The 19,227-nt window shown below is 62.8% G+C and carries 14 protein-coding genes; all 14 read right to left on the minus strand.

Translation table 11 applies throughout. The annotated features are described in order from the left end of the window. Positions 1 to 79: 79 nt before the first annotated feature. Positions 80 to 1,450 carry an exopolysaccharide Pel transporter PelG gene (gene pelG / locus AC07T0_RS09240; protein ID WP_495000873.1) on the minus strand — a complete coding sequence of 457 codons (1,371 nt, stop codon included), beginning with the start codon at positions 1,448 to 1,450 and terminating at the stop codon, positions 80 to 82. After that, positions 1,451 to 2,968: a GT4 family glycosyltransferase PelF gene (pelF, locus tag AC07T0_RS09245; RefSeq protein WP_495000874.1), complete on the minus strand. Its 1,518-nt coding sequence runs from the start codon at positions 2,966 to 2,968 to the stop codon at positions 1,451 to 1,453. After that, positions 2,965 to 3,954: a HEAT repeat domain-containing protein gene (locus tag AC07T0_RS09250; protein WP_495000875.1), complete on the minus strand. Its 990-nt coding sequence runs from the start codon at positions 3,952 to 3,954 to the stop codon at positions 2,965 to 2,967. Before AC07T0_RS09250 ends, pelF begins: the two co-directional genes overlap by 4 nt. Beyond that, the gene (locus AC07T0_RS09255; protein WP_495000876.1) at positions 3,932 to 5,302 is read right to left on the minus strand and encodes a PelD GGDEF domain-containing protein; all 1,371 of its coding nucleotides are present in this window, start codon (positions 5,300 to 5,302) and stop codon (positions 3,932 to 3,934) included. Before AC07T0_RS09255 ends, AC07T0_RS09250 begins: the two co-directional genes overlap by 23 nt. A gap of 5 nt (positions 5,303 to 5,307) precedes the next feature. Next, the gene (locus AC07T0_RS09260; RefSeq protein ID WP_495000877.1) at positions 5,308 to 5,829 is read right to left on the minus strand and encodes a penicillin-binding protein activator LpoB; all 522 of its coding nucleotides are present in this window, start codon (positions 5,827 to 5,829) and stop codon (positions 5,308 to 5,310) included. Between the two features lie 28 nt (positions 5,830 to 5,857). Next, entirely contained in the window at positions 5,858 to 9,463 is a 3,606-nt protein-coding gene (locus tag AC07T0_RS09265) for a tetratricopeptide repeat protein (RefSeq protein WP_495000878.1), read from the minus strand. Continuing rightward, positions 9,441 to 12,251 carry a bifunctional glycoside hydrolase/polysaccharide deacetylase family protein gene (locus tag AC07T0_RS09270; protein WP_495000879.1) on the minus strand — a complete coding sequence of 937 codons (2,811 nt, stop codon included), beginning with the start codon at positions 12,249 to 12,251 and terminating at the stop codon, positions 9,441 to 9,443. Before AC07T0_RS09270 ends, AC07T0_RS09265 begins: the two co-directional genes overlap by 23 nt. A gap of 79 nt (positions 12,252 to 12,330) precedes the next feature. Further along, positions 12,331 to 13,263, minus strand: coding sequence for an NAD-dependent epimerase/dehydratase family protein (locus tag AC07T0_RS09275; protein ID WP_495000880.1), 933 nt, complete (start codon positions 13,261 to 13,263; stop codon positions 12,331 to 12,333). Positions 13,264 to 13,629: 366 nt separating this feature from the next. Beyond that, complete coding sequence (locus AC07T0_RS09280) at positions 13,630 to 14,607, minus strand: LysR family transcriptional regulator (RefSeq protein ID WP_495000881.1); 978 nt, start codon at positions 14,605 to 14,607, stop codon at positions 13,630 to 13,632. Between the two features lie 57 nt (positions 14,608 to 14,664). Beyond that, on the minus strand, positions 14,665 to 15,549 hold the full coding sequence (locus AC07T0_RS09285) for a peptidylprolyl isomerase (RefSeq protein ID WP_495001025.1): 885 nt from the start codon (positions 15,547 to 15,549) through the stop codon (positions 14,665 to 14,667). A 65-nt stretch (positions 15,550 to 15,614) separates the two neighbouring features. Then, entirely contained in the window at positions 15,615 to 16,103 is a 489-nt protein-coding gene (locus AC07T0_RS09290; RefSeq protein WP_495000882.1) for a YbjN domain-containing protein, read from the minus strand. 20 nt (positions 16,104 to 16,123) lie between these two features. After that, positions 16,124 to 16,771 carry a DNA repair protein gene (locus AC07T0_RS09295; protein ID WP_495000883.1) on the minus strand — a complete coding sequence of 216 codons (648 nt, stop codon included), beginning with the start codon at positions 16,769 to 16,771 and terminating at the stop codon, positions 16,124 to 16,126. 16 nt (positions 16,772 to 16,787) lie between these two features. Next, on the minus strand, positions 16,788 to 18,485 hold the full coding sequence (locus tag AC07T0_RS09300) for a putative porin (protein WP_495000884.1): 1,698 nt from the start codon (positions 18,483 to 18,485) through the stop codon (positions 16,788 to 16,790). Between the two features lie 40 nt (positions 18,486 to 18,525). Then, a complete protein-coding gene (locus tag AC07T0_RS09305; RefSeq protein ID WP_495000885.1) occupies positions 18,526 to 19,227 on the minus strand; it encodes an energy transducer TonB family protein in 702 nt (233 codons plus the stop codon).

Genomic DNA, 19,227 nt, shown 5'->3' on the forward strand with positions numbered 1-19,227 from the left:
CCAGTGTAGAGTGATTCACGACCGGCTGACAAAGCCTGCTCCGGCAGTCGGATTGACTCTCCCAAGACCGTCTTGCTCCTCAGCGCGACAGCATAAAGGTTTCGTACTCCAGATCGTCCAGCGCGGTCGACAACCGGGCCAGCCCCAGCAGCACACAGGCCAGCAGCGAAAAGGTGAACCCGTAACCGAAGAAACTCGGCCCCAAGTGCAGGCTGAGCACAGTCAATGCAGCGTTGAGCACGACGAACAACAGGCACAGTTCCAACACGATCGCCCGTTTGTCGAGGTAGAAAAACACGTTGAGAATCGCCATGAACACCACCTGGATGCTCACCCCGATCAGGTCGATGTAGAACAGCGGCAAGTAGTAGCTGGACATGCCCAGCCACTCCAGCAGGCGCGGACCGAACAGGAACAACAGGACCACTGTCAGCCCCTGGACCTTGCAGATTTCCAGCAGGCCCTGGCGAATCGAGAAGGTCATTTCGGCCTTCAATGAAGCGATATGCTGCAAGGTCTCGCCATCACGCACCGCGCAGAACAGGCGGTCGTACCATTCGGCGAAATCGGTCTCGATCCGCACCAGGAACACCGCCATCCCGGGAATGATCGCCAGGTAGGCGAGGAAGATCGGCAAGTCATAGAGAATCGAGGCGCGCATCGGTCCGATCACTTGGCTCGAAGTGTCCGGGTTGAACCAGAAGATCAACTTGTCGATCCAGACCCCCAGGTTGTAGCAAAACCCGGTGAGCAGCAGGCTGACAAATACCTGGCGCCGATCGAGGAAGTCGAAGGCCACCAGCTTCTCGGCGCGGTACTCACGCAGGATGTCGTAGAGAAACAGGAACAGCAGTGTGCTGTGGCCGAGCAACAACGCCAGCAGCAAGCCTTCCATCCCCAGGTGACGCAGGAAGAACGCGCTGCCGACCATCAGCGCATAACCCGCCAGCATCACCAGCAGGATGCGGTTATAGGCCTTCATCCCGGAGAGGAAGATGATTACCAGCCACAGGTTGCAGAGCACCACGAAGTTGGCCAGCGTCAGCAGCCGGTAGACCAGCGGCTGGTCGAACAGCGTGGCCAACAGGATGATGCCCAACAGCCCGGAGCCCAGGGTCACCAGCAGCAGCACGCCGACCAGGTTCGGCAGGATCTGCTCGTACTTGCGCTCGAACAGGCGGTCGGAGACGAAACGGGTGAAAAACAGCTGCAAACCGCCGGTGAGGATCAGCGACGTGGCCATCAGGTAGGTCACCGTGATCAGGAACTCGCGGATCAACACCTCCGGGATCACCAGCCCCAGGCTGATGACCCCCACCAGCATCACGCTGAGAATCGACAGGACCCAGGGGCCGGAACTGATCAGACCCGCGTAGACATACGCGTGCAGTGTCGCGGTGTAAGAGTCGCGCGAGAGAATCTTGCGCAGTTCAAAACCGATGCCGGCCATTTACACAATCCCCATGGCTGCGTGATAAAGCGTGCGATAACGGTCGATCATCAAGGTCTCGCTGTAGTAACGGTGAACCCGCAGCAAGCCGGCGGCCTGGGCCGACTTCCAACGCTCGGGGCTGCGCAGCAGGTCAGTGATCGCCTGGGACGTGGCCTGCGGATCGGCGATCGCCACCACCTTCCCGGCCAGGCCGAGATCACGGTCGGCCGCTGTGCCGCCCTCGATCAGTTCGCGGCAGGAGCCGACGTCACTGCTCACCACCGGCGTGCCGGCGGCCCAGGCTTCGAGAATCACCAGCGGCTGCGCCTCGCTGATCGAGGTCAGAACCATCAGGCCCAGTTGCGGCAGGATCTCCTGGATTTTCTGGAAGCCGAGGAACAGCACCTGCTTTTCCAGGCCCAGACTGGCCACCAGGCTGCGACACTCGGCCACGTATTCGAGGTCTTCCTCTTCTGGTCCGACGATCCAACCCTCGACTCCCGGCATCACACTGACCACTCCGCGCATGGCGCGCAGGAAGGTCTTCACATCCTTGATCGGCACCACCCGGCCGATCAGCCCGACCACGGGTGCGATCCCTTCGGCACGGGCGTTGAGGGCCTGGGTCCAGAGTTCCAGGTTGATGCCATTGGGGATCACCTGAGTACGCGCTGGCGGCGCGCCGTCCTTGATCTGCCGCTGGCGGTTGCCATCGTACAAGGCAATGATCTGGTCGGCGCTCTCGTACACCAGGTAGCCGATGCGTTCGAAGAACCGTACCCAGAGCATGCGGATGTAACCGGTGCCGGTAGTCATGCTGTCGTTGAGCGCTTGGTTGTTGCTTTCGGCGATCCAACTGGCTTGGGCCAGGTCGATCTTGCGTTCCTTGGTGTAGATTCCATGCTCGCTCAACAGCAACTGGCAACCCCACAATTGCTTGAGGATGCAGCCCACAAGCCCGGCGTAACCAGTGGAAATCGAGTGCAGGACCCGTGCTCGCGGCATCCGTCGGGCCGCATCGGCCAACATCAACAGTGGCGACTGCATGGTGCGCAGGGTCCAAAAATAGTTGACGAAGGACGGATCGGCGCAATGTTGCTCGTAACCTTCGGTCAGCGCCTCCCAGCTGGGGCGGCTATAGAGCACGTCGTCCAGGGTAATCCGCCCCTGGGCGAGGGCGTTGAGCACGCCAAAGCCCAGCTCGGCGGCCGGTTTCTCGGGGTTGTGCAGATAGCGGTAGAGATTGCTCAGCTCTTCGAGGGACGCGCTGTGCGCGACCCGCTTGCGCTTCGGATTGCGCCAGGCTTCCTCCAGGTACACCTCTTCGATATGCACCACGTTCGCCGGAATCTCATAGCGCCGCTGACCATAGGCTTCACGCTGGCCACCGATGAACAGCACCGAAAAGGTCAGTTGCGGCAGTCCGAGGATCAGTTGGTGAATCCAGCCGGACACACCGCCGCGCACATAGGGCCAGGTACCTTCGAGCAACAGGCAGACATCGGCGATTGGCGTCGGGTTGACGGGCTTTTTCATGTCCAGGTCCTTACCAGCCCGGCAAAGGGCGGACGTTGTTGCAACTCCGGCGGCAGGCTTTTCAACAGCCCGGGAATCTCGCTATAGCGTCCGCTTTCAAAGGCGATTTCAGCACTGAACGGCAGGACCTTGGCCGGGTCCATGCCCGCCTGCTCGGCCTGGCGCATATGCAGCCGCGCCTTGCCGATATCGCCGCGTTCAAGGGCAATGCGCCCGGTCAGCAGCAGCAACTCACCGCCCTCGCCCGCTTTCAGCGCCAGCTCGGCATGCTCGCCGGCTTGGCCGAGGACGTGCTGCTGGACACTGCCCTGGGCCAGGCCCAGGTAGGCCAGTTCCCAGTACCAGCGGGCCAGCGTGGCGTGCAAGGCCGCAGCCTTCTGTATGGGCGCGCCAGGCAACTGCGCGAGGGAAGACTGGATACGCAGGTTGATATCGCTTTCCTGCTTGTCGAGCATCGAATACGCCAGCAGACGGACATCATCGCTCGGATCGCCCAGGGCCAGCTTGAGAATCGGCACCGCTTCCTTGCCCGGCATCCGTCGAGTGGCGAGTAGTGCCGCCAGACGCTGGTCCGGGTCCGACGCATGGCGCAACACATCCTGCAGGCCACTGTCGCCGAAGGTCGGCGAATGCAGCTGGGTCTGCGCCCGAAACGGCAGCTCGGGAATACCCACCGCCTGCCACATCTGCGTCTCGCGCTGGCGTGGCAGGTACAGCGCCGGAAAGATCGCCGCGATCACCCCCACGGCACCGATCAGCGGCACAAAAAACGCCAGGCTGAAGATAAACAACGGGCTCCATGGCAGCGGCGCGCGGTAACGCGCCGGCAGCAATAGCCACACCGCCGCGGTCAACAGGCCGCAGGCGATGCCATGGGTCATGGTGTACAGGAGCGCGATCTGCGGGTCGGGCAGGCGTGTCGTGAGACTGGCCCAGCTCCCGGCTTCGAAAAACAGCGCCCCGCTAAACAGCCACTTGCTGAACATTCAGGCCACACTCGTTATGCAGGAAGTTACGCAGCCCGTCCCGTTGCCGGGCCGACTCCAGATCGTAAGGCAAGACATTGACCCCAAGGCCGGACAACTCCACGCTCATGCCGAAGTGTTCGTGGATCAGCTTGCCCAGGCGCATCAGATAACCTTGGGCGCCTTCGGCGCTGGTCAGCGGCAACAGCACCAGCAACAACGCATGCCCGCGGTTGTTGGTCAGGGTCAGGTGCAGGTCCAGTCCACGCTGGCTGCGTTCGAACAGCCGGGCCAGCTCATCGTTGCTCCGGCTCAGCTCGAAGGCATAGAGATTGCCGGACAAACCGTGCCGCTCGACATCCACCAACGAACGCTTGAGCTGACGGGTGAAGTGCTGGGCGTCGGCGTCCGCCAGTTGCAGCACCTGCGGATCGTGTTCCAGCAGATCGGCAATATGCCCGGCGAGCAAGGCCAGCAGACTGAGGGTCCGTTCCTGGAAGGCAAAGAACGGCATCTGCCGGACCGCGAGGATCGCCAGCATCCGGCCCTCGGTATCCACCAGCGGTATACACGCCTGCAGCGACGACACTGAGGCTTGGCCGCCGGCGTCGATCAGCTCTTCGCGCACGCTCACCAGCTCTCCGCGCTCCAGGCACAATCTGACCAGCAGGTCCTGGTTGTCCAATGGCCCCATGACCCCGGTGGCGGCCAACAGGGTCAAGCTCGGTGCGGCGTTGCGCGGCAGTTCCAGACGGTACAGCCCGGCCACCCGCAACGAACCGTACTGGCCGAGCAAGGTCAGCACCGGTTCGGCCAGCAACGACAGCGAATCTTCGCCATTGGGCGCGGCGCGCAGGCGCTCACGCAAGCCCAGCAACGAGCTGCGCAGGCTCTGGTCGCTGCCCGCCAGGCGCTGTTCCAGGCGATCGTGGGAGACTCGCAGTATCTGGTGCGCCCGGGTGAAATCGTCGAGCCGGTACTGGCGATACTCGTTGGCCATCTGCAAGCGCAACAGGCGCCGCTCCCACAAATCTCGCACCTCGCCCACCAGCATCCCGCAGACCAGCACGCCGACAATGTAGGACGGCGCGATCTGCGCGTAGCCTTGCAGTCCCGACTGGCGCAGAACGAAGAACGTCGCCACCAACAGGCTGGCACTGATCAGGCCACGGACAAAGCCATAGCGGACCCCCAGCAACAGCGGCGCCAATAACGACCAGGGAAACCCGCCATGTACCTGCAACGGGTCTTCGGGCGTCAGCCAGAGACCGAAGCCGATGACCAGCGCGGTCACCAGGAAGGATTCCAGCCATGACGCCGGACCGCTGGCGCGCGGTGCCAGCGCGTAGTCCATGTGTGGAGAGTTCATCGCCGTCACTCGATCCGCAGGCCGCCGACAAGCTTGTCGAGGACCTTCTGGGCCGCACCGGCCAGGCTTTCGCGGGACCAGCCGGCGCGAGCACCGCTATTGCTCCAGAGGACCTTGCCGGTGCCGGCTTCGACCACCCGCAGGCTGATGCCCACCGCCGGTTCGCCATCCAGGCCGTTCTTGTACTGCCACTCCTCGACGCTGCCGGACAGCACATAGTCGAGCTTCTGCTCACGGGCCCAGTCCATCGCCCCGGCAAGGCGTTCGTTATCGTCGAGCAGGGCCTGCTCACCCTGCCCTGGCGCGCCGGCATAGACCTGCGGTTGCAGGCCACGGCTGCTCAGCACGCTGAGCAGGATCTGCTCGCCGCGCTCACCGGCTTGTGGCGTCTGGGAATAGTTGGCCAGGGGCAATACCCCCCAACGGGCCTTGCTCGACAGTTCCGGACTGCTTTGGCCGGTAAAGCTGCTGCAGCCGGCCATCAACACGGCGGCCATCGCCAGACTCACGCAACGAATCGATTGCATAAGGTTAACTCCTCTTTGAATTCCATGATCAGCGTCCGAAACGCACGCTGTAACTGACACCCGCGGTACCGCCGGACTTGCCTGTGCCGCCTTGTGGCGCCGACTGGTAGCCGAAGGTCACTGCCAATTCGTCATTGCCCAACACCTCGGTGCCGACACCGGTACTGATGGCGTAGTTGATGGTGTTATCGGTCCACTGCCACCCCGTACTGAGATCCACCAGCCAGGTGTACTGCCCCCGTGTGCGGTTCAGTGCGCCGGGGAAACCGCGCCGCCAGGAACTGCCGAAGAACCACTGGCCGTACTGTTTCTGCAGCAGGGTCTGGCTGGTGATCTGGCTCGGATCATCAAGTTCGAGCCCGGCCAGGTCGATGCCCCCGCCCAGAGTATTGGCCAGATTGGCCAGCGAGTGGTTGTTCAAGCTGTTCTGCTGATAATCGATGCCGCTGCGCAGTTCCCAGTTCGGCCCTTCGAATTGCAAAGTGTGGTCGAACTCGATCTTCAGTGCCTGGCCGTTGCCCAGGTCATCGCCGCCGCGGGTCGCGAACCAGCGCTGGGCCAGGTTCCAGGACAGCTGGTCTCGGGCCGAGTAGCGATGCCGCCCACCCGCCCAGAGATCATCCTGGCGACCGAATGCACGCATCAGCCCGCTGTCCTCGTTCTTGCGGTGCCAGTCGGCGCCAGCATCCAGTTCGTTGCCGCTGTCCACCTGCCAGGTCCGGCTGACACCCAGACCGTTGCGGTCATCGTCCTGGCGCAGGCTGCTGTCGAAGATCAGCTTGTAATGGCCACTCTCCAGTTGCCGCTGCAGGGTCAGTTCGGTATTAGTCTCGGTGCCCAGGTGCGACGGATCCACGCTGTCGCCACTGTATTGCCCCTGCTCCAGCACCAGCTTGGCGTACCAGTTGTCGTTCAGATAACGCGCGGTGGTCAGCCGTGGACCGTTGAATACCAGTCCACCGTAGTCCTGCCGCTCCCAGGCCATCAGCACGCCCTGCGGGGTACGCTCGGTCATTTCAATGGCCTGGCGGCGCAACTGCTCACGGATCGCCGGCGGCTGATCGTCGCCCAGTGCCGACAGGTCCACGGCCAGGGCTTCGGCGCCGCGTCCCAGGCTATTGAGCGCCTCGACCTGCTGCGCCGGATCCAACTCGCCGCTGCTCACCAGGTGTTCCAATGCGGCACGATTGCTGCCACGCAGGGCTTCCTGGATCTGCTCGTAGCCATTGATCTTCAGACCACGGCTACGGGCCCAGGCCAGCCAGTCGTCTTTCTGCGCCGACTGATTGAGGTTATCCAGCCGTGCCAGCAACTGGTCGAACCACAGTTGCAGCATCGGTTTGGAGCCATCCCGCCATTGCATTGCCTGGTTCTGTGCCTTGCGCGACGAATAGCTGCTGGCCAGCAGGCGTAACCAGGTGCTGTAGCCCTGTGGGGTGGCGCGAATCTGCTCCGGCGTCACCTCGCGGTTGAGCTTGAGCCGCAAGCGCTGGGCCGACTCGGCATAACCGGCGCCTTCCAGCGCATCGGCATAGGCCGCCTGGACCATCCAGTCGCCGGCGTTGGTTTGCAGATAGAGGCGATACCAGGCCAGGGCCTCGGTGTTGCGTCCGACCAACTGGCTGGCGGCGGCAAACGGCAGCCACAAGCTGCTGTCGCTGCGGGCCAGGGCGCGCCATTGCTGCAACAACGGTTTGATTTCGTCGCTACGGCCCAGGTCGACGTACAGCCACAGCAGGCGCTCACGGAAGGTATTGTCATCCGGGAAACGGCTCAACCCCAGGCGATACAAACGCAAGGCCTCCTCGCTCTGCCCTTGTTGCACGGCCAGCGCGCCACGGGCCGCCAGCACCTGGGAGCGTTCGGATGCGTCCGGATACTGCTCGGCATCCTTGAGCAGATCGATCACCAGCGGCCAGTCCTGAAGTTCCTGGGCCAGTTGCAAGGCGGCCACCAGGCGCTGCGGGGCGTGGCCCTGCTTCCAGCTGTCGACGGTCAACTGCAAGGCCTTGCGTGGATCCCGGGTTCGATAGAGGGCAATCAGCTCACTCTCGTCACCGCTATTGAGCGAGCCCTTGATGGCGAGCATCTTCTCCAGCGCGAGCCGCAGCTCGTCGTCCAGTTCCAGGTCCCAGGCCAGCGCCGCGCGGGATTGCCAATAGCCGAGATCATTGATCTTGTTGCCATCGACCGCCGTGATCACCTTCCAGGCCGACTGGCTGTCAAACAGCTTGAGGTGGTTGTTGGCCCAGTCCACGCGCTCGGTACTGCTCAGCGGGAAACCTTTGGCGAAGTTCCGCCAGACCGCCAGGCGTGCCGGATACTGCTCGGTGTTTTCCAGGTTCTGCAACAGGCGGACCCAGGCCAGGCGGTGTTTCGGATACTGGCTGACGTAAGCGCGCAACCACGTTTCAGCCTGCTCCGGCGTACCGCGCGACTCTTCGGCGTAGACCAGGGCATCGAGCTCGACGTTGCTCAGCGCTCGCTTGTGCATGATCCCCGCCAGCACCGGTATGCCGCGATCGAAATCGTAGGTCTGCATCGCCAGGCGCCAGGTGTGTTCGAGTTCAGCCGGGTTGTCACGCAGCTCGCTCAGGCTGATCCAGTAGCCCAGCGCCGCAGCCGAGTCGGCCTGCCATTCGGCGATATGCGCCATCTGCTCCAGCAACAGCGGATCGTCCGGCTGCTGCTCGAGCAGCTGCAGGCCTACCGTATGCGCCCCCGGCAGGTCGCCGAAGGCCAGGCGCTGCTTGAACTCCTTGGCCAGCACTTGCGGGCTGTCAGGCTGCAACTTGCGCCATTCGGTAAAAAACTGCTCGGCCAGGTCCACGCGGTCATGGGCCACCGCGACATCGACACCTTGGTCAAGCAGGCTCGGATCGAGCCATCCCTGGGTGGCTCTGGCCTCAGGTTGCGCGGCCAGTTGCCTGGCGAGCAACTCGACTGCCTGATCGCCACGGTCCGCCTCCACCAGGCCCTTGAAAGCTTCCTGGAGGAACTGGCGACGCTGTTGCGGCTTCTGGCTGTTATCGAGCAACTGTATATAGAGGTCCGCCGCCCGCCCAGGTTGTTCGCTGGCCAGGTACCATTTCGCCGCTTCGGCCAGCCATTGGTCACGCCGCTGTGGATCGCGGCGCGCCAGTTCGGCATAGCTATCCGCGGCCAGACCCGGCGCCTGGGCGCTCAGGGCCAACGGCGCCAAGTGTTCGAGTTGGGGCGTTGGCAACGACTTGTAGTCGAAAGCCTTGAAGCGTTCGGCCAGCGCCTGCAATGCCGGGCTATCGCTGCTGCTGTTCAATGCCAGGGCATCGAGTTGCAGCCGATAATAGGCTTTCAGCGTCGAATCGGCTTGCGGCCAATCAGCCAGATGCTTTTCCGCGCGTGGGTATTCACCCAGCTGGATCAGCAGGTCGAGCAACTGGGTGCGCAGCTCGCTATTCTCCGGGTGCGCCGCCAGCAACACCTCCGCGTAGCTGGCCGAGACCTCGTCCGGCGCGCCACCCTTGGGACGAAATGCATCTTCATTATGAAAGGTCGCCCACAGCAGCACGCCGACGGCGATCGCCACCAGCAGCAGCGCCCAGGGATTGAGCAGCCGCGTGCTTTTAGCCTTAGTTGCAGAGGAGTTGGGCATCACTCACCTGCTTCAGCGGAAGTTGGAAATGCCACAGGCCTTGTTCGGCCCGGCCCACGTAACGTTGCCCGTGAACCTCGACCCGGCAGGCGCCGGCCGAGCGTACCGAAAACTCCAGGTTGAATTCGCCGGCGAAGGCGAAGGTCACCTGCTGGTCATTCACATACCGCCAGTCAAGCAAGGGAATATTCGCCAGCTCCAGCGCCGGGCGCGGATCACGCTCCGGGCGCAGGGCCAACAGCGCGCGGTCGCTACTCAGCGCCACATAGCGGCCCTGGGGCAGGTCCCGGACACCGGCCACGCCCTGGGAGCGGCCGAGGTCCGGCCAGCCGAGTGCCGGATCCAGGCGCAGGGTGCGTAAGCCATCCATCCCGCGCACTTGCCAGTCGCCCTCGCCGGTGCGGGCCAGGCTGGCCAGGTACAGACCGTGAAGCCGATCCAGGTAATCACTCATCCATAACGACATCGGCTGCTGGCCGCGCATGAACTGGTAGATGTCGGTCATGGCCTTGATCGATGCCTGCTTGGTCCCCGAATAGAAGTGGTAATACAAATGAATGCCGCGCAGGCGCCGTGGGCTGTCGGTCAACTCGAACGTATCGATCACATCGCGAAAGCCGTAATACGGGCCCTTCCACAGGTTGGTGTACATATTCTCGTTGATCACCGGCGCGTAATACTGCAAGCCGCCGGCGGTGGGCCGCAACAACGGATACAGGCCGGTCAGCGACGGATTGGCCTTGGTCAGGATGGTCTGACCACCGTTGACGTTCTTCAGCCCGGCGTCATAGGCCAGCTTGATGGTTTCCGCGCTTGGCAACGCATCACCCGGCCAGAAGATCATCTTCACCGGCTTTTTTGCCGTGGTCAGGCGGCTATTGATGTAGTCCCGCGAGCCAACGATCTCGCGCTGGTAGTCAAGGGTCTTGTAGCCCGGGATATTCAGCCGCAGGCCGTATTCGGCATGGAAATCTTCATCCTGCCTGGCCTTGTCCGGTTGCATATAGAACGGATGGCTGTAGGTGTGGGTAGCCACTTCGACCTTGGGATCGGCAAAGATCTCCTGGGCGATCGGTTCCAGTTCCCGGGCCAGGAAGGGCGACATACCCTTGGGCCCGACCTCGCCTTCAATGATCGACACCGAGGTCAGGAACGGATTGGGACGAATGTAGTCGGCCAGCACCTGGCGCCCGGAATACGGTGTGCCGCGTACTTCGGCGTGGGACGGGAAACCGTCGCCATCAATATGCACCGTGGCGATTCGCCGGCCGTTCTCGGTGGTGCTGTCCGGGCGTGGCTGGGCCGGTAGGCGCAGGGCTTTCTGGATGAACGCGAACGGATCGAGAATCCAGCGGGTCCGTTCGATGTTGGCTTCCACAACATAGGGTGCCAGGGCCATGCCGCCCCAGTCGCCAGTGACCACGGGGGCGAACTTGCCGCCCTTGCCGTCACCCAGCAACAAGGCCGGTTGCGGTCCGCCGGGCAGCAGCGTCACCCGGGTCAACTCGCGGCTGCGTGGGACCACTGGTGCTTCAAAGGCACCGAGCAGCGCCTTGTCCTGGCTGAGCACCTGCAAGGTATCGCGAGCCCCCGGCGCGGCGAGGTTCAGGCCCAGGCGTTTGAGCAGCGCGTGGTCTTCGATCGGCAGGCCGGCCATAATCGCCAGGGGGACCTGTTCGTCCAGGCGCTTGCCGATCCAGCTATAAAAGGCACGGCTGTCTTGCGGCGGGCCGCTGGTCATCCACACCACCACCCCGGCATACAAGCCGGCGAAGCTGTAGGACGGCAAGCTGTCGTCGACCGGCAGGTAATCCACCCGATAACCCAGGTATTCCAGCAGGCCACCGAGCATCCGGTGGCCGGCGTGATCGTAGAGTTCACCTTCGCGCGGGTCATAGAGCATGGCGATGCGCCGTGGCTGGACTTCCACGGTACTCATGCTGATGGCATTGAGGTCCGGGGTCGTGACCACCGGGATAAAGCCTTCCTGGCTCAACTGACGGACCAGTTTGCGGGCTTCTTCACGCCGCGTGGCTGGCAGGTAGTCGATGGCAACCAAGGGGATATTCCGGGCCCGCAGGGGTTTGAGTTCACCTTCAAGCCAGCTGCGGTCGGCTTCGGACACCGGGCGATAACGCTTGGCCGAGGCATCCCAACCGGCATGGATAGATTCGACGGCCACGGCCGAGGCGACGCCATCGAGTTCGCCCAGCACCTCGAAGCCGCGGTTGAAAAACAGCTTAAGGCTAGGCTGACGACGGTGCAGCTCGCGCAGGAACGACGCCAGCGCCTGGCGCTGCGGTTCGCGGTTGACTTCGGGCAGCAACTGAAAACTGTCGAGGGTATCGAGGAACAGACCGGCATACCCTTGTTCCTGCAACGCCTGGGCACGCTTGAACAGATGTTCCCGCCAGGCCGGCGTGGCAATGTCCATGACCTGGCTGTCCCAGGCTTTGTTACGGGTGGCGCTCGCGCCCTGTGTCAGCGCTTCCTTGTCCAGAGCGGCCCGGTCGCCGTCGAACTCGCCCACCGACAGGTAGGCAAATGGCTGGCTGCCAAGCTTGCGCAGGGTGGCGACATCGGCGCTGGACATATGGCCGGGTTCGACCACCGTCCATTCGAACTGCGCCAACTCCGCCAGCGGCGGCCGCTCTGCGTACCAGAAGCCGACACTGGCGGGAGCCGCCGGGGCGGCCTGTACCACTGAATTCGTTACACACAATGCCAACGCGGTAAACAGACGCCGCACCACTTTGCAGACGCGCGCTCGGGGAAACTCGATATCCATAACTCACTCTTTAGTAGATCAATCCGCGCAACATCAGACTACCGGCGCCGCGCAATCAGGCGCGTGCAAGACGATATAACTAAAGACTGCGATAGAGTCGTGCCAAACCTTCGGCCATGGTGGTCGGCGCCCCTAGCTCAAAGCGCTCGCACAAACGGCGGTTGTCCGCCTTGGAATGCCTGATGTCTCCAGCGCGGGCCGAGGCATGGCTCAGGTTCAGGGGCTTGCCGCTGATCTGTTCCAGGGCGGCAATCAGGTCATTAAGGGTGGTCACGCCGCCGAGCCCGACATTAGTGGCATCGGCCGTAGGTTGCACCCGTTCGAGAGCCTGGACAAGGATCTTCACCAGGTCTTCGACATAGACGAAATCACGGGTTTGTTCACCGTCACCGAACACCGTGATCGGCCGCGCGGTTTTCGCCCGCTCGCTGAAAATGCTGATCACCCCGGAGTACGGCGATGACGGGTCCTGACGAGGCCCGAAGATATTGAAGAAGCGCAGGATCACCGGTTCCAGTCCATGTTGGCGACCATAGAAATCCAGGTAGTACTCGCTGGCGAGTTTGTCCGCCGCATAGGGTGTCAGGGGGGATTTGGGCGTGTCTTCATCTATCGCGGTGCCCTCCCCGTTATTGCCATACACCGCCGCGCTGGAGGCGAACACCACACGCCGGATACCGGCGGCGATCATTGCTTCGCAAACCCGCAGGGTACCGATGAAATTGCTCTGGTGGGTGCGCACCGGGTCTTCGACCGAGGCCTGGACCGAGGCCACTGCGGCCAGGTGCACCACCGCACCGCAGCCCCGCATGGCTTCAGCCAGGGTGGCGGCATCGGCGACATCACCGATCACCAGCTTCAGGTCAGGATTGTTCATCGGCAAGTTGCTCACCTTGCCGCTGGAAAGATCGTCCAGGACCCGAACGGCATGGCCTTTGGCCAATAACGCATCCACAAGATGAGAGCCAATGAACCCAGCGCCCCCTGTTACCAGTATCCGTTCGGCAGACATAAATCATCCCAAAAGAAAAAAGCATAGCAATCTTCATCGCCTGAAGCTGGCACATGCGGTACCCGCGCTCTTTTTAAGGGCTGTGTCGCCTTTTTATGGAGAGCCTTCAGAACGCTGGCGTCAAAAAAACATGAGAAAAGTCAATCACTCAAGGTCGCCATAGTGGGATATCAACGCTAAACCGTCAACAATATGTCGTATTATTTATCCTCTCGGATACATCCAAAAAAATAGCCAATATTTTGGCTTTAGCCTTTCCAAGGTCCCCACGAGGAGCCAGTCTCCCCGCTTTCAAAGGTTATTTCCCTTTAATCGCCCAGGCTGCCGGCGCGGTCAGCCGGTAGCATGGGCATCACTTACTTTTCGCTACTCAAACCACTCCCGCCGCTCCCTGAACGTGCCCAGCACCAGATCGACGATCAACTGCACCTCTTCCCTGCCCTCGGCTTCACGGCGGGTCGCCAGCCAGGCGCGACGCTGCATGGGCTCGTCGAACAGCCCCGGCAGTGCCGCCACCCCCCTGTCAAAACGAGTGATATAACAAGGCAACAAGCCGATGCAGGCGCTGCAACGAATCATCTCCAACATCAGTTCATAGGCGTGCACCTGCACCACCCCCGCCAGGCGCTGCTCCACCAGGTGGTTCCACGGCTGGAAGTCGTCGATCTGCCGATCCTGCTGCCATTGCACCAGCATGTAGTCTTCAAGGTCGGCGATCACGTCCGGGCGCGCCGCTACTCGCGAATAGCGCTTGGCGATATGCGGCAGGTAATCCAGTCGCGCCAGAGGTCGCGGCGGGCTGATGGCGAAGCTCGGAGCCGTGATCGGTGTGTCCGGGCCGCATAGCCAGACCACCACGTCGGCACTCAGGGCCTGCAAGGACATCACACTGTCCACCGGGATGATTTCCAGGCGGATGCTGGCATTGCGGCGCAGCAACGCGATCAGGTCACGGCCGAGGATGTCGTGCAGGATCGACTCGGCAATCGCCAGGCGTACCAGCGGTTGCTCCATGATCGGCAGGCGCCGCTCATGGGCCAGGGCGATCAGTTGCGCCTGCAACTGCTGACCGTCGCGGCTGAGAATCAGTGCGCTGCCCTGGTACGCGAACAAGGGCCGATTGACACGCTCTTCAAGCAACGCCAACAGCTTGCGCAGTTGGGTTGCCTTGATATTCAGACTGCGCGCCGCCTGCATAAAGCAGCCGCAGCGGGCACTGGCGAGAAAAACCTGGGCCGTCTGCGGCTCGATCAGCCTGGCCAACGCCAGCCAGGCTTCGTTCGGCTCACTCGGACTGCGGTACTCCATGACGCCCGCACGCGGAGCGTGTTCATTCAACGACATAATACTGACTCCCTGTCGGTATCCGGGGACACCCAACCATCCAATGGCAATTTCTTGTTAGGGTTTTTCTTCCAGCACCTGGTTCAAGGCGGCACCGTCGATACTCAAGGTCGCGGTGTTGAGCATGCCCGCCAGGTAGGCCTTGGCAATCTGTTCCTGACGCTGGCTGCGCAAGGCCTCGCGCAGACGGTCACGTAGTTCGTCCAGGGTCGCGGTACGCGCCGGCTGCATTTCGTTGAGTTTGACGATATGAAAGCCCGCCGGACTCTGGACCGGGTCCGCCACCGCACCGGTCTTGAGCCGGGACACCGCGCCACGGACCTCCGGCAGCAGTTGCTGCAGCGGTTGCAGGCCGGCATCGCCACCGCGCTTGGCGCCGTCGCGATCCTGGGAATACTGCCCCGCCAGGGCAGCGAACTCGCCCGGTGCGGCCTGGGCCCGGCGACTCAGTTCCACCGCCTGTTTACGCACGCTTTCCAGCGACTGCTGATCCGGCACGGCAAGGAAAATCTGGCTGACCCGATACAAGGGCGGCGTCTGCCACGCGGACTTTCCGCTGTCATAGGCCTGTTGCAGCTCCTCGGTGCTGGGGTAGTCCGCCGGTACCTGACTGACCGACGCCAGGTAGCTGCGAAAGACAATCTGCTCGGCGGCGGCGCGGGTTTGCTGCTCGATATCCGGGCGCTGCGGCCAGCCCTGGGCATCGGCCTGTTCGATCAGTGCCTTTTCCGCCAGGCGAGTACGAATCCAGCTTTCCAGGGCGCCACGATTACCCCGCAGTTGCTCGCGGGAATCCGCCGGCAAGGCGGCAAACACAGCTTTCAGTTCCAGGGCGTCGATTTGCTGGTTGCCCAGGCGGGCCACCGCTGGTGCGTTCGACGTCGCTTGCAGCACGACCGGCGCCGGCTGCACGGCAGCCACCGGATCGTTACCCGGACGCATGACCAGGGTGACCGTCCCGGCCAGCAAGGCCAGCGCCCCGGCGCTGGCCAGAAAAGTGCTCTTTTTCACAGGGCCGCCTCCTCCGTGCTTGCAATGGCCGGGGTCGCCGTCGGGGACGCCGCGTTCAACTGCGCGGCCTGCTGGCTGTAATCACGCAGATAGACAATGAACTCCTGTAGCAGACGATCCCAGAGTTCCAGGTTGCCACGCAGGTAATTCGCGCTGACACCGGCGGCCACCACCACGTCCATTTCCATCACCAGGAACTCGCCCTGTATCGACAACCGGGCAAAACGTCGCGAGGCATTCCACAACTCGGCCAGGCCGGCCGGCAGTTCACCTTGCACGCGCAGGGCGCAGCTGTAGGTGAAGTCGACATAGCCGCCCGCGTCTGCCGCCGGATTGCCGAAACGCACGGCATAACCGATGCCCTGGCTGGCGCTGAGCAGTTGCACGATAGCGTTCTGCTCGGTGCGATTGACCCGGTAGCCGGCGCCTTGCAGCAGTTCAGTCAGGCTGTCCGGGGTCACGTGCTCGATCAGTTGTTCGCTCATGAGTTGTTCTTCCTTGTGGGTCATTGATTGAGGGTTGCGTGAGCCGCATCGAACTGGTTCTTGTAGAGGTTGTCGCCGAACACCTGGGCCATTTCCTCGAACTTGACCCGGGCACCGCCAGCAAACGGCTGGCGGATTTTCATCACCTCGGCCACATCGATTTTTTCGTAGGCGGCAAGGATCTCCTTGGCGACCGCGTACATCTGTTGATTCTTGACCGAACATTGCTGCACTTGTGTGTCACGCTCGGTCAATTGCACCTGTAAACGCGCGCGCTCGGTTTCCTTGGCCTTGGCCAGCACCAGCAGGTCGTCATAGGCTTTCTTGAACTTGCCCAACTGTTCGTTGCTGGCCGCGGCAAATGCCTGGGCCTGGCTTTGCAGGTTCTGTTGCTGGCCGGCCAACTGCTCGCTCAAGCCCTTGGCCTTGGCCAGTTCCGCTTCGAGTTGTTTGACCTGCGCCAGGGCCGCCTTGGCCTGGTTCTCGGCGGCGATCCGTGCCGCGCCGGCCTGGGCCTGTTCGCTCTGCAACGCTTGCAGTTGCTGGGTGGTGCTACGCAACTGGGTGCGCAGGCGCTCTTCCATACCCTCGGCGGACGCGCCATTGGCCAGCGCCACACCAACCAGCAGCAACAGCGTCGACCAACGCACCTGGGCTCGCATGTTCATGGGGTCTCCCTCGCGCTTAGAAGCGCGTGTTGATTTCAAGCTGCATGACATCGATATCGAACGGAGCGCCATACACCGCCTCCGAGTTGAGCCAGCGCGCGGTGGCGATCACGTTCTTGTCCAGGCCGTAGTTGGCGCCGAGGAAGTAGCCCTTGGCATTGGTCCCGCCAAGGTGGAAAGAAGAGTCGTTGAAACCGTCGGGCAAGGCATCCGGCTGGATGTACTTGTAGCCGCCGAACACGTTCCAGTCGCCCTGGCGCTTGAGCTCCAGGGCGTTGCCGAGGGTGAACTGGACCATCATGGCGTTGGCGCCGCTCTGGATATTGCCGTTGTTGTCCAGGTTGTTGACGATCTGGCCTTCGGCACGCCGGTTCATTTCAGCTTCGTTGTAGCCCAGGTTGTGGACGAAGTCGGCCTGGCTGCGCAGCTTGAAGTCTTCCGGCAGGTCGCTGTCGAGCACCAGGTTCAGGTCCAGCAGGTTGAACTGCGAGGCCAGGCCGACAAACTGTGGTTGTGGCGTGGTGGTCGGCGCCGCGGGGTTGGGGGCAATGTTACGCAGCAGGAACACCGTGTTGCCCTTCTGCATGAACGAGGCGCGGGTGCCGTCGGAGCTGCAACCCGGGTCCCCGGCCCAGGGCTGACAGACGTCGGAGCGCTGGCCTTCGATGCTGTCGAAACGATAATAGGCCAGTGCACCCTTGAGCTTGTTGTGTTGGCTGAGCTGCCAGGTCGCCCCGCCCTGCAGGCCATACAGCCATTTGTCGGCGCTTTTCTGCTTGTCGAAGCCATTGCTGCTGGCGGTGTCGGAACTGTACTCGATGGGGAAAGCACCGACGGTGCCGAACACGCCCCAGTCGGCGTTGAGTTTCTGGTTGAAGATCGCCGCCACGCCGTCGAAGTTCAGGTCGGGGGAATAGAGCATGTCGGTGGAGAAGAACGGGTTGGCGATACGCCCGCCAGTCAGGCTTAGGCGATCCGAGTATTTCCAGGTCAGGTAACCCTGGTCGAGCCAGAGATCCTTCTTGGCGAAACCACCGCCGAGGACCTGGGTCGTCGAGACCGGGTTGTTGTCGGTGCCGGTGCCGATGCGGATACCCGCCGTCCAGTCCGGGGCGATGACCGCCTTCATGCCCAGCCGGGCGCGAATGCGCAGGGAGTCCGCTCGGTCTTCACGGGTGTTGAGCAACGGCGGCAGGCTGGTGCTGCTTCTCGGGTTGACGTCGTAGGGACCGCTGGCATTGAGCTTGGCGAAGTCGACGATCTGGTTGCTGTTGCCGCTGGAGTAGTAGCGCGACTCGTCGCGCAGGCGCAGGTCACCGTCAAAACTGATGCGCGAGACCCAATCCGGGAAGGTATTGGGCTGGGCCCAGTTTTCCTGCTTGGCGGTGGCCATGACTTCGGCCTTGACCTGGTCGCGGATCTGCTCGCGGACAATGGCCGGGACGTACTGCACCCGCACCTCACCCGGCGTCGCGGGCGGCCCGCTGGCGGCAACCGCGCTGGCCTGGCGCGCCTGGAGCGCTTCTTTCTCGGCCTGGGCAATCAAGCCGTCGGCCTGCTCCTGCTTGAGCACACCCTGCTGCACCAGCAGGCGGATCAGGTTGATCGTGGCGTTTTCCGACGGTGCCGCGGGCGTCGCCGCTACCGCCTGGCCCACCAGGGTCGCGATGACCAGGCCGATCGCCAGGCTCAATCGATTCACATTGGAAATCATTTGCACACAACTCCTATGACAAGACTGCGAATGGGTTGAACTAGCCGGGACGCCGGCCTTGCAAGGCAATACGGACCGGCAGGGTGATCGACGCCGGCGGTCGTTCGCTCAAACGCGGCACGGCGCGCAGAGCGGCCAATACCTGGGCATCGAGCTTCGGATCACCGCTGGATTTGACCAACTCGACCCGAGTGATCTCTCCCGCCGCGCTCAGCCAGATATCGGTCTGCAGCGAAAAAGCCAGGTTGCGCAGCTGCGGGTCTTCCTTGAGCAAACGCTGGAAGGAATACGCCAGGAACTGGCTGTAGGTGCCGTTACCCAGGCGCCCTCCGCCGGCTCCGGCCATGCCGCCGCCCTTGCCCGCGCCGATGTTGAAGGCATCGCCGCCAGCCTGGGCGTCGCCGTCGATCTGCATCGGGTTTTCCAGGTCGTTGACCGGCGACGGCGGCGCTTCGTCCTGGGGCTTGACCTGTTCCGGCTCCGGGGTCGGTTCGGGGATCTTCGCTTCCACCGGGGTTTCCGGCTCCTTGGGTTTTTCCGGCTCGGGTGGCGGTGGTGGCGGCGGCAACGGAATCAGCATCGGCACCTTCGGCGCTTCCCGGCGCACGCCGCTCATGTCATGGGCCCATTGCCACAGAAACCAGGCCGCAACGGCCCCCAGCAGCAGCCCCGCGGCCCATTTCAACGGGCGCAACGACGACTTCTTCACGGGATCGGGGCTGATCGGTAATTTCGCGGTCAT

This window comes from Pseudomonas sp. GW821-FHT04D07 (assembly GCF_059420225.1).

What these genes read in the sequence shown, in the direction of transcription:
- AC07T0_RS09260 (WP_495000877.1), bottom strand. Translation starts at nt 5,829, where the DNA reads ATGCAATCGATTCGTTGCGTGAGTCTGGCGATGGCCGCCGTGTTGATG.
- AC07T0_RS09285 (WP_495001025.1), bottom strand. Translation starts at nt 15,549, where the DNA reads ATGCGTCCGGGTAACGATCCGGTGGCTGCCGTGCAGCCGGCGCCGGTC.
- AC07T0_RS09275 (WP_495000880.1), bottom strand. Translation starts at nt 13,263, where the DNA reads ATGTCTGCCGAACGGATACTGGTAACAGGGGGCGCTGGGTTCATTGGC.
- AC07T0_RS09255 (WP_495000876.1), bottom strand. Translation starts at nt 5,302, where the DNA reads ATGAACTCTCCACACATGGACTACGCGCTGGCACCGCGCGCCAGCGGT.
- AC07T0_RS09265 (WP_495000878.1), bottom strand. Translation starts at nt 9,463, where the DNA reads ATGCCCAACTCCTCTGCAACTAAGGCTAAAAGCACGCGGCTGCTCAAT.
- AC07T0_RS09295 (WP_495000883.1), bottom strand. Translation starts at nt 16,771, where the DNA reads ATGAACATGCGAGCCCAGGTGCGTTGGTCGACGCTGTTGCTGCTGGTT.
- AC07T0_RS09280 (WP_495000881.1), bottom strand. Translation starts at nt 14,607, where the DNA reads ATGTCGTTGAATGAACACGCTCCGCGTGCGGGCGTCATGGAGTACCGC.
- AC07T0_RS09250 (WP_495000875.1), bottom strand. Translation starts at nt 3,954, where the DNA reads ATGTTCAGCAAGTGGCTGTTTAGCGGGGCGCTGTTTTTCGAAGCCGGG.
- AC07T0_RS09305 (WP_495000885.1), bottom strand. Translation starts at nt 19,227, where the DNA reads ATGACCGCGAAATTACCGATCAGCCCCGATCCCGTGAAGAAGTCGTCG.
- AC07T0_RS09300 (WP_495000884.1), bottom strand. Translation starts at nt 18,485, where the DNA reads ATGATTTCCAATGTGAATCGATTGAGCCTGGCGATCGGCCTGGTCATC.
- pelG (WP_495000873.1), bottom strand. Translation starts at nt 1,450, where the DNA reads ATGGCCGGCATCGGTTTTGAACTGCGCAAGATTCTCTCGCGCGACTCT.
- AC07T0_RS09290 (WP_495000882.1), bottom strand. Translation starts at nt 16,103, where the DNA reads ATGAGCGAACAACTGATCGAGCACGTGACCCCGGACAGCCTGACTGAA.
- AC07T0_RS09270 (WP_495000879.1), bottom strand. Translation starts at nt 12,251, where the DNA reads ATGGATATCGAGTTTCCCCGAGCGCGCGTCTGCAAAGTGGTGCGGCGT.
- pelF (WP_495000874.1), bottom strand. Translation starts at nt 2,968, where the DNA reads ATGAAAAAGCCCGTCAACCCGACGCCAATCGCCGATGTCTGCCTGTTG.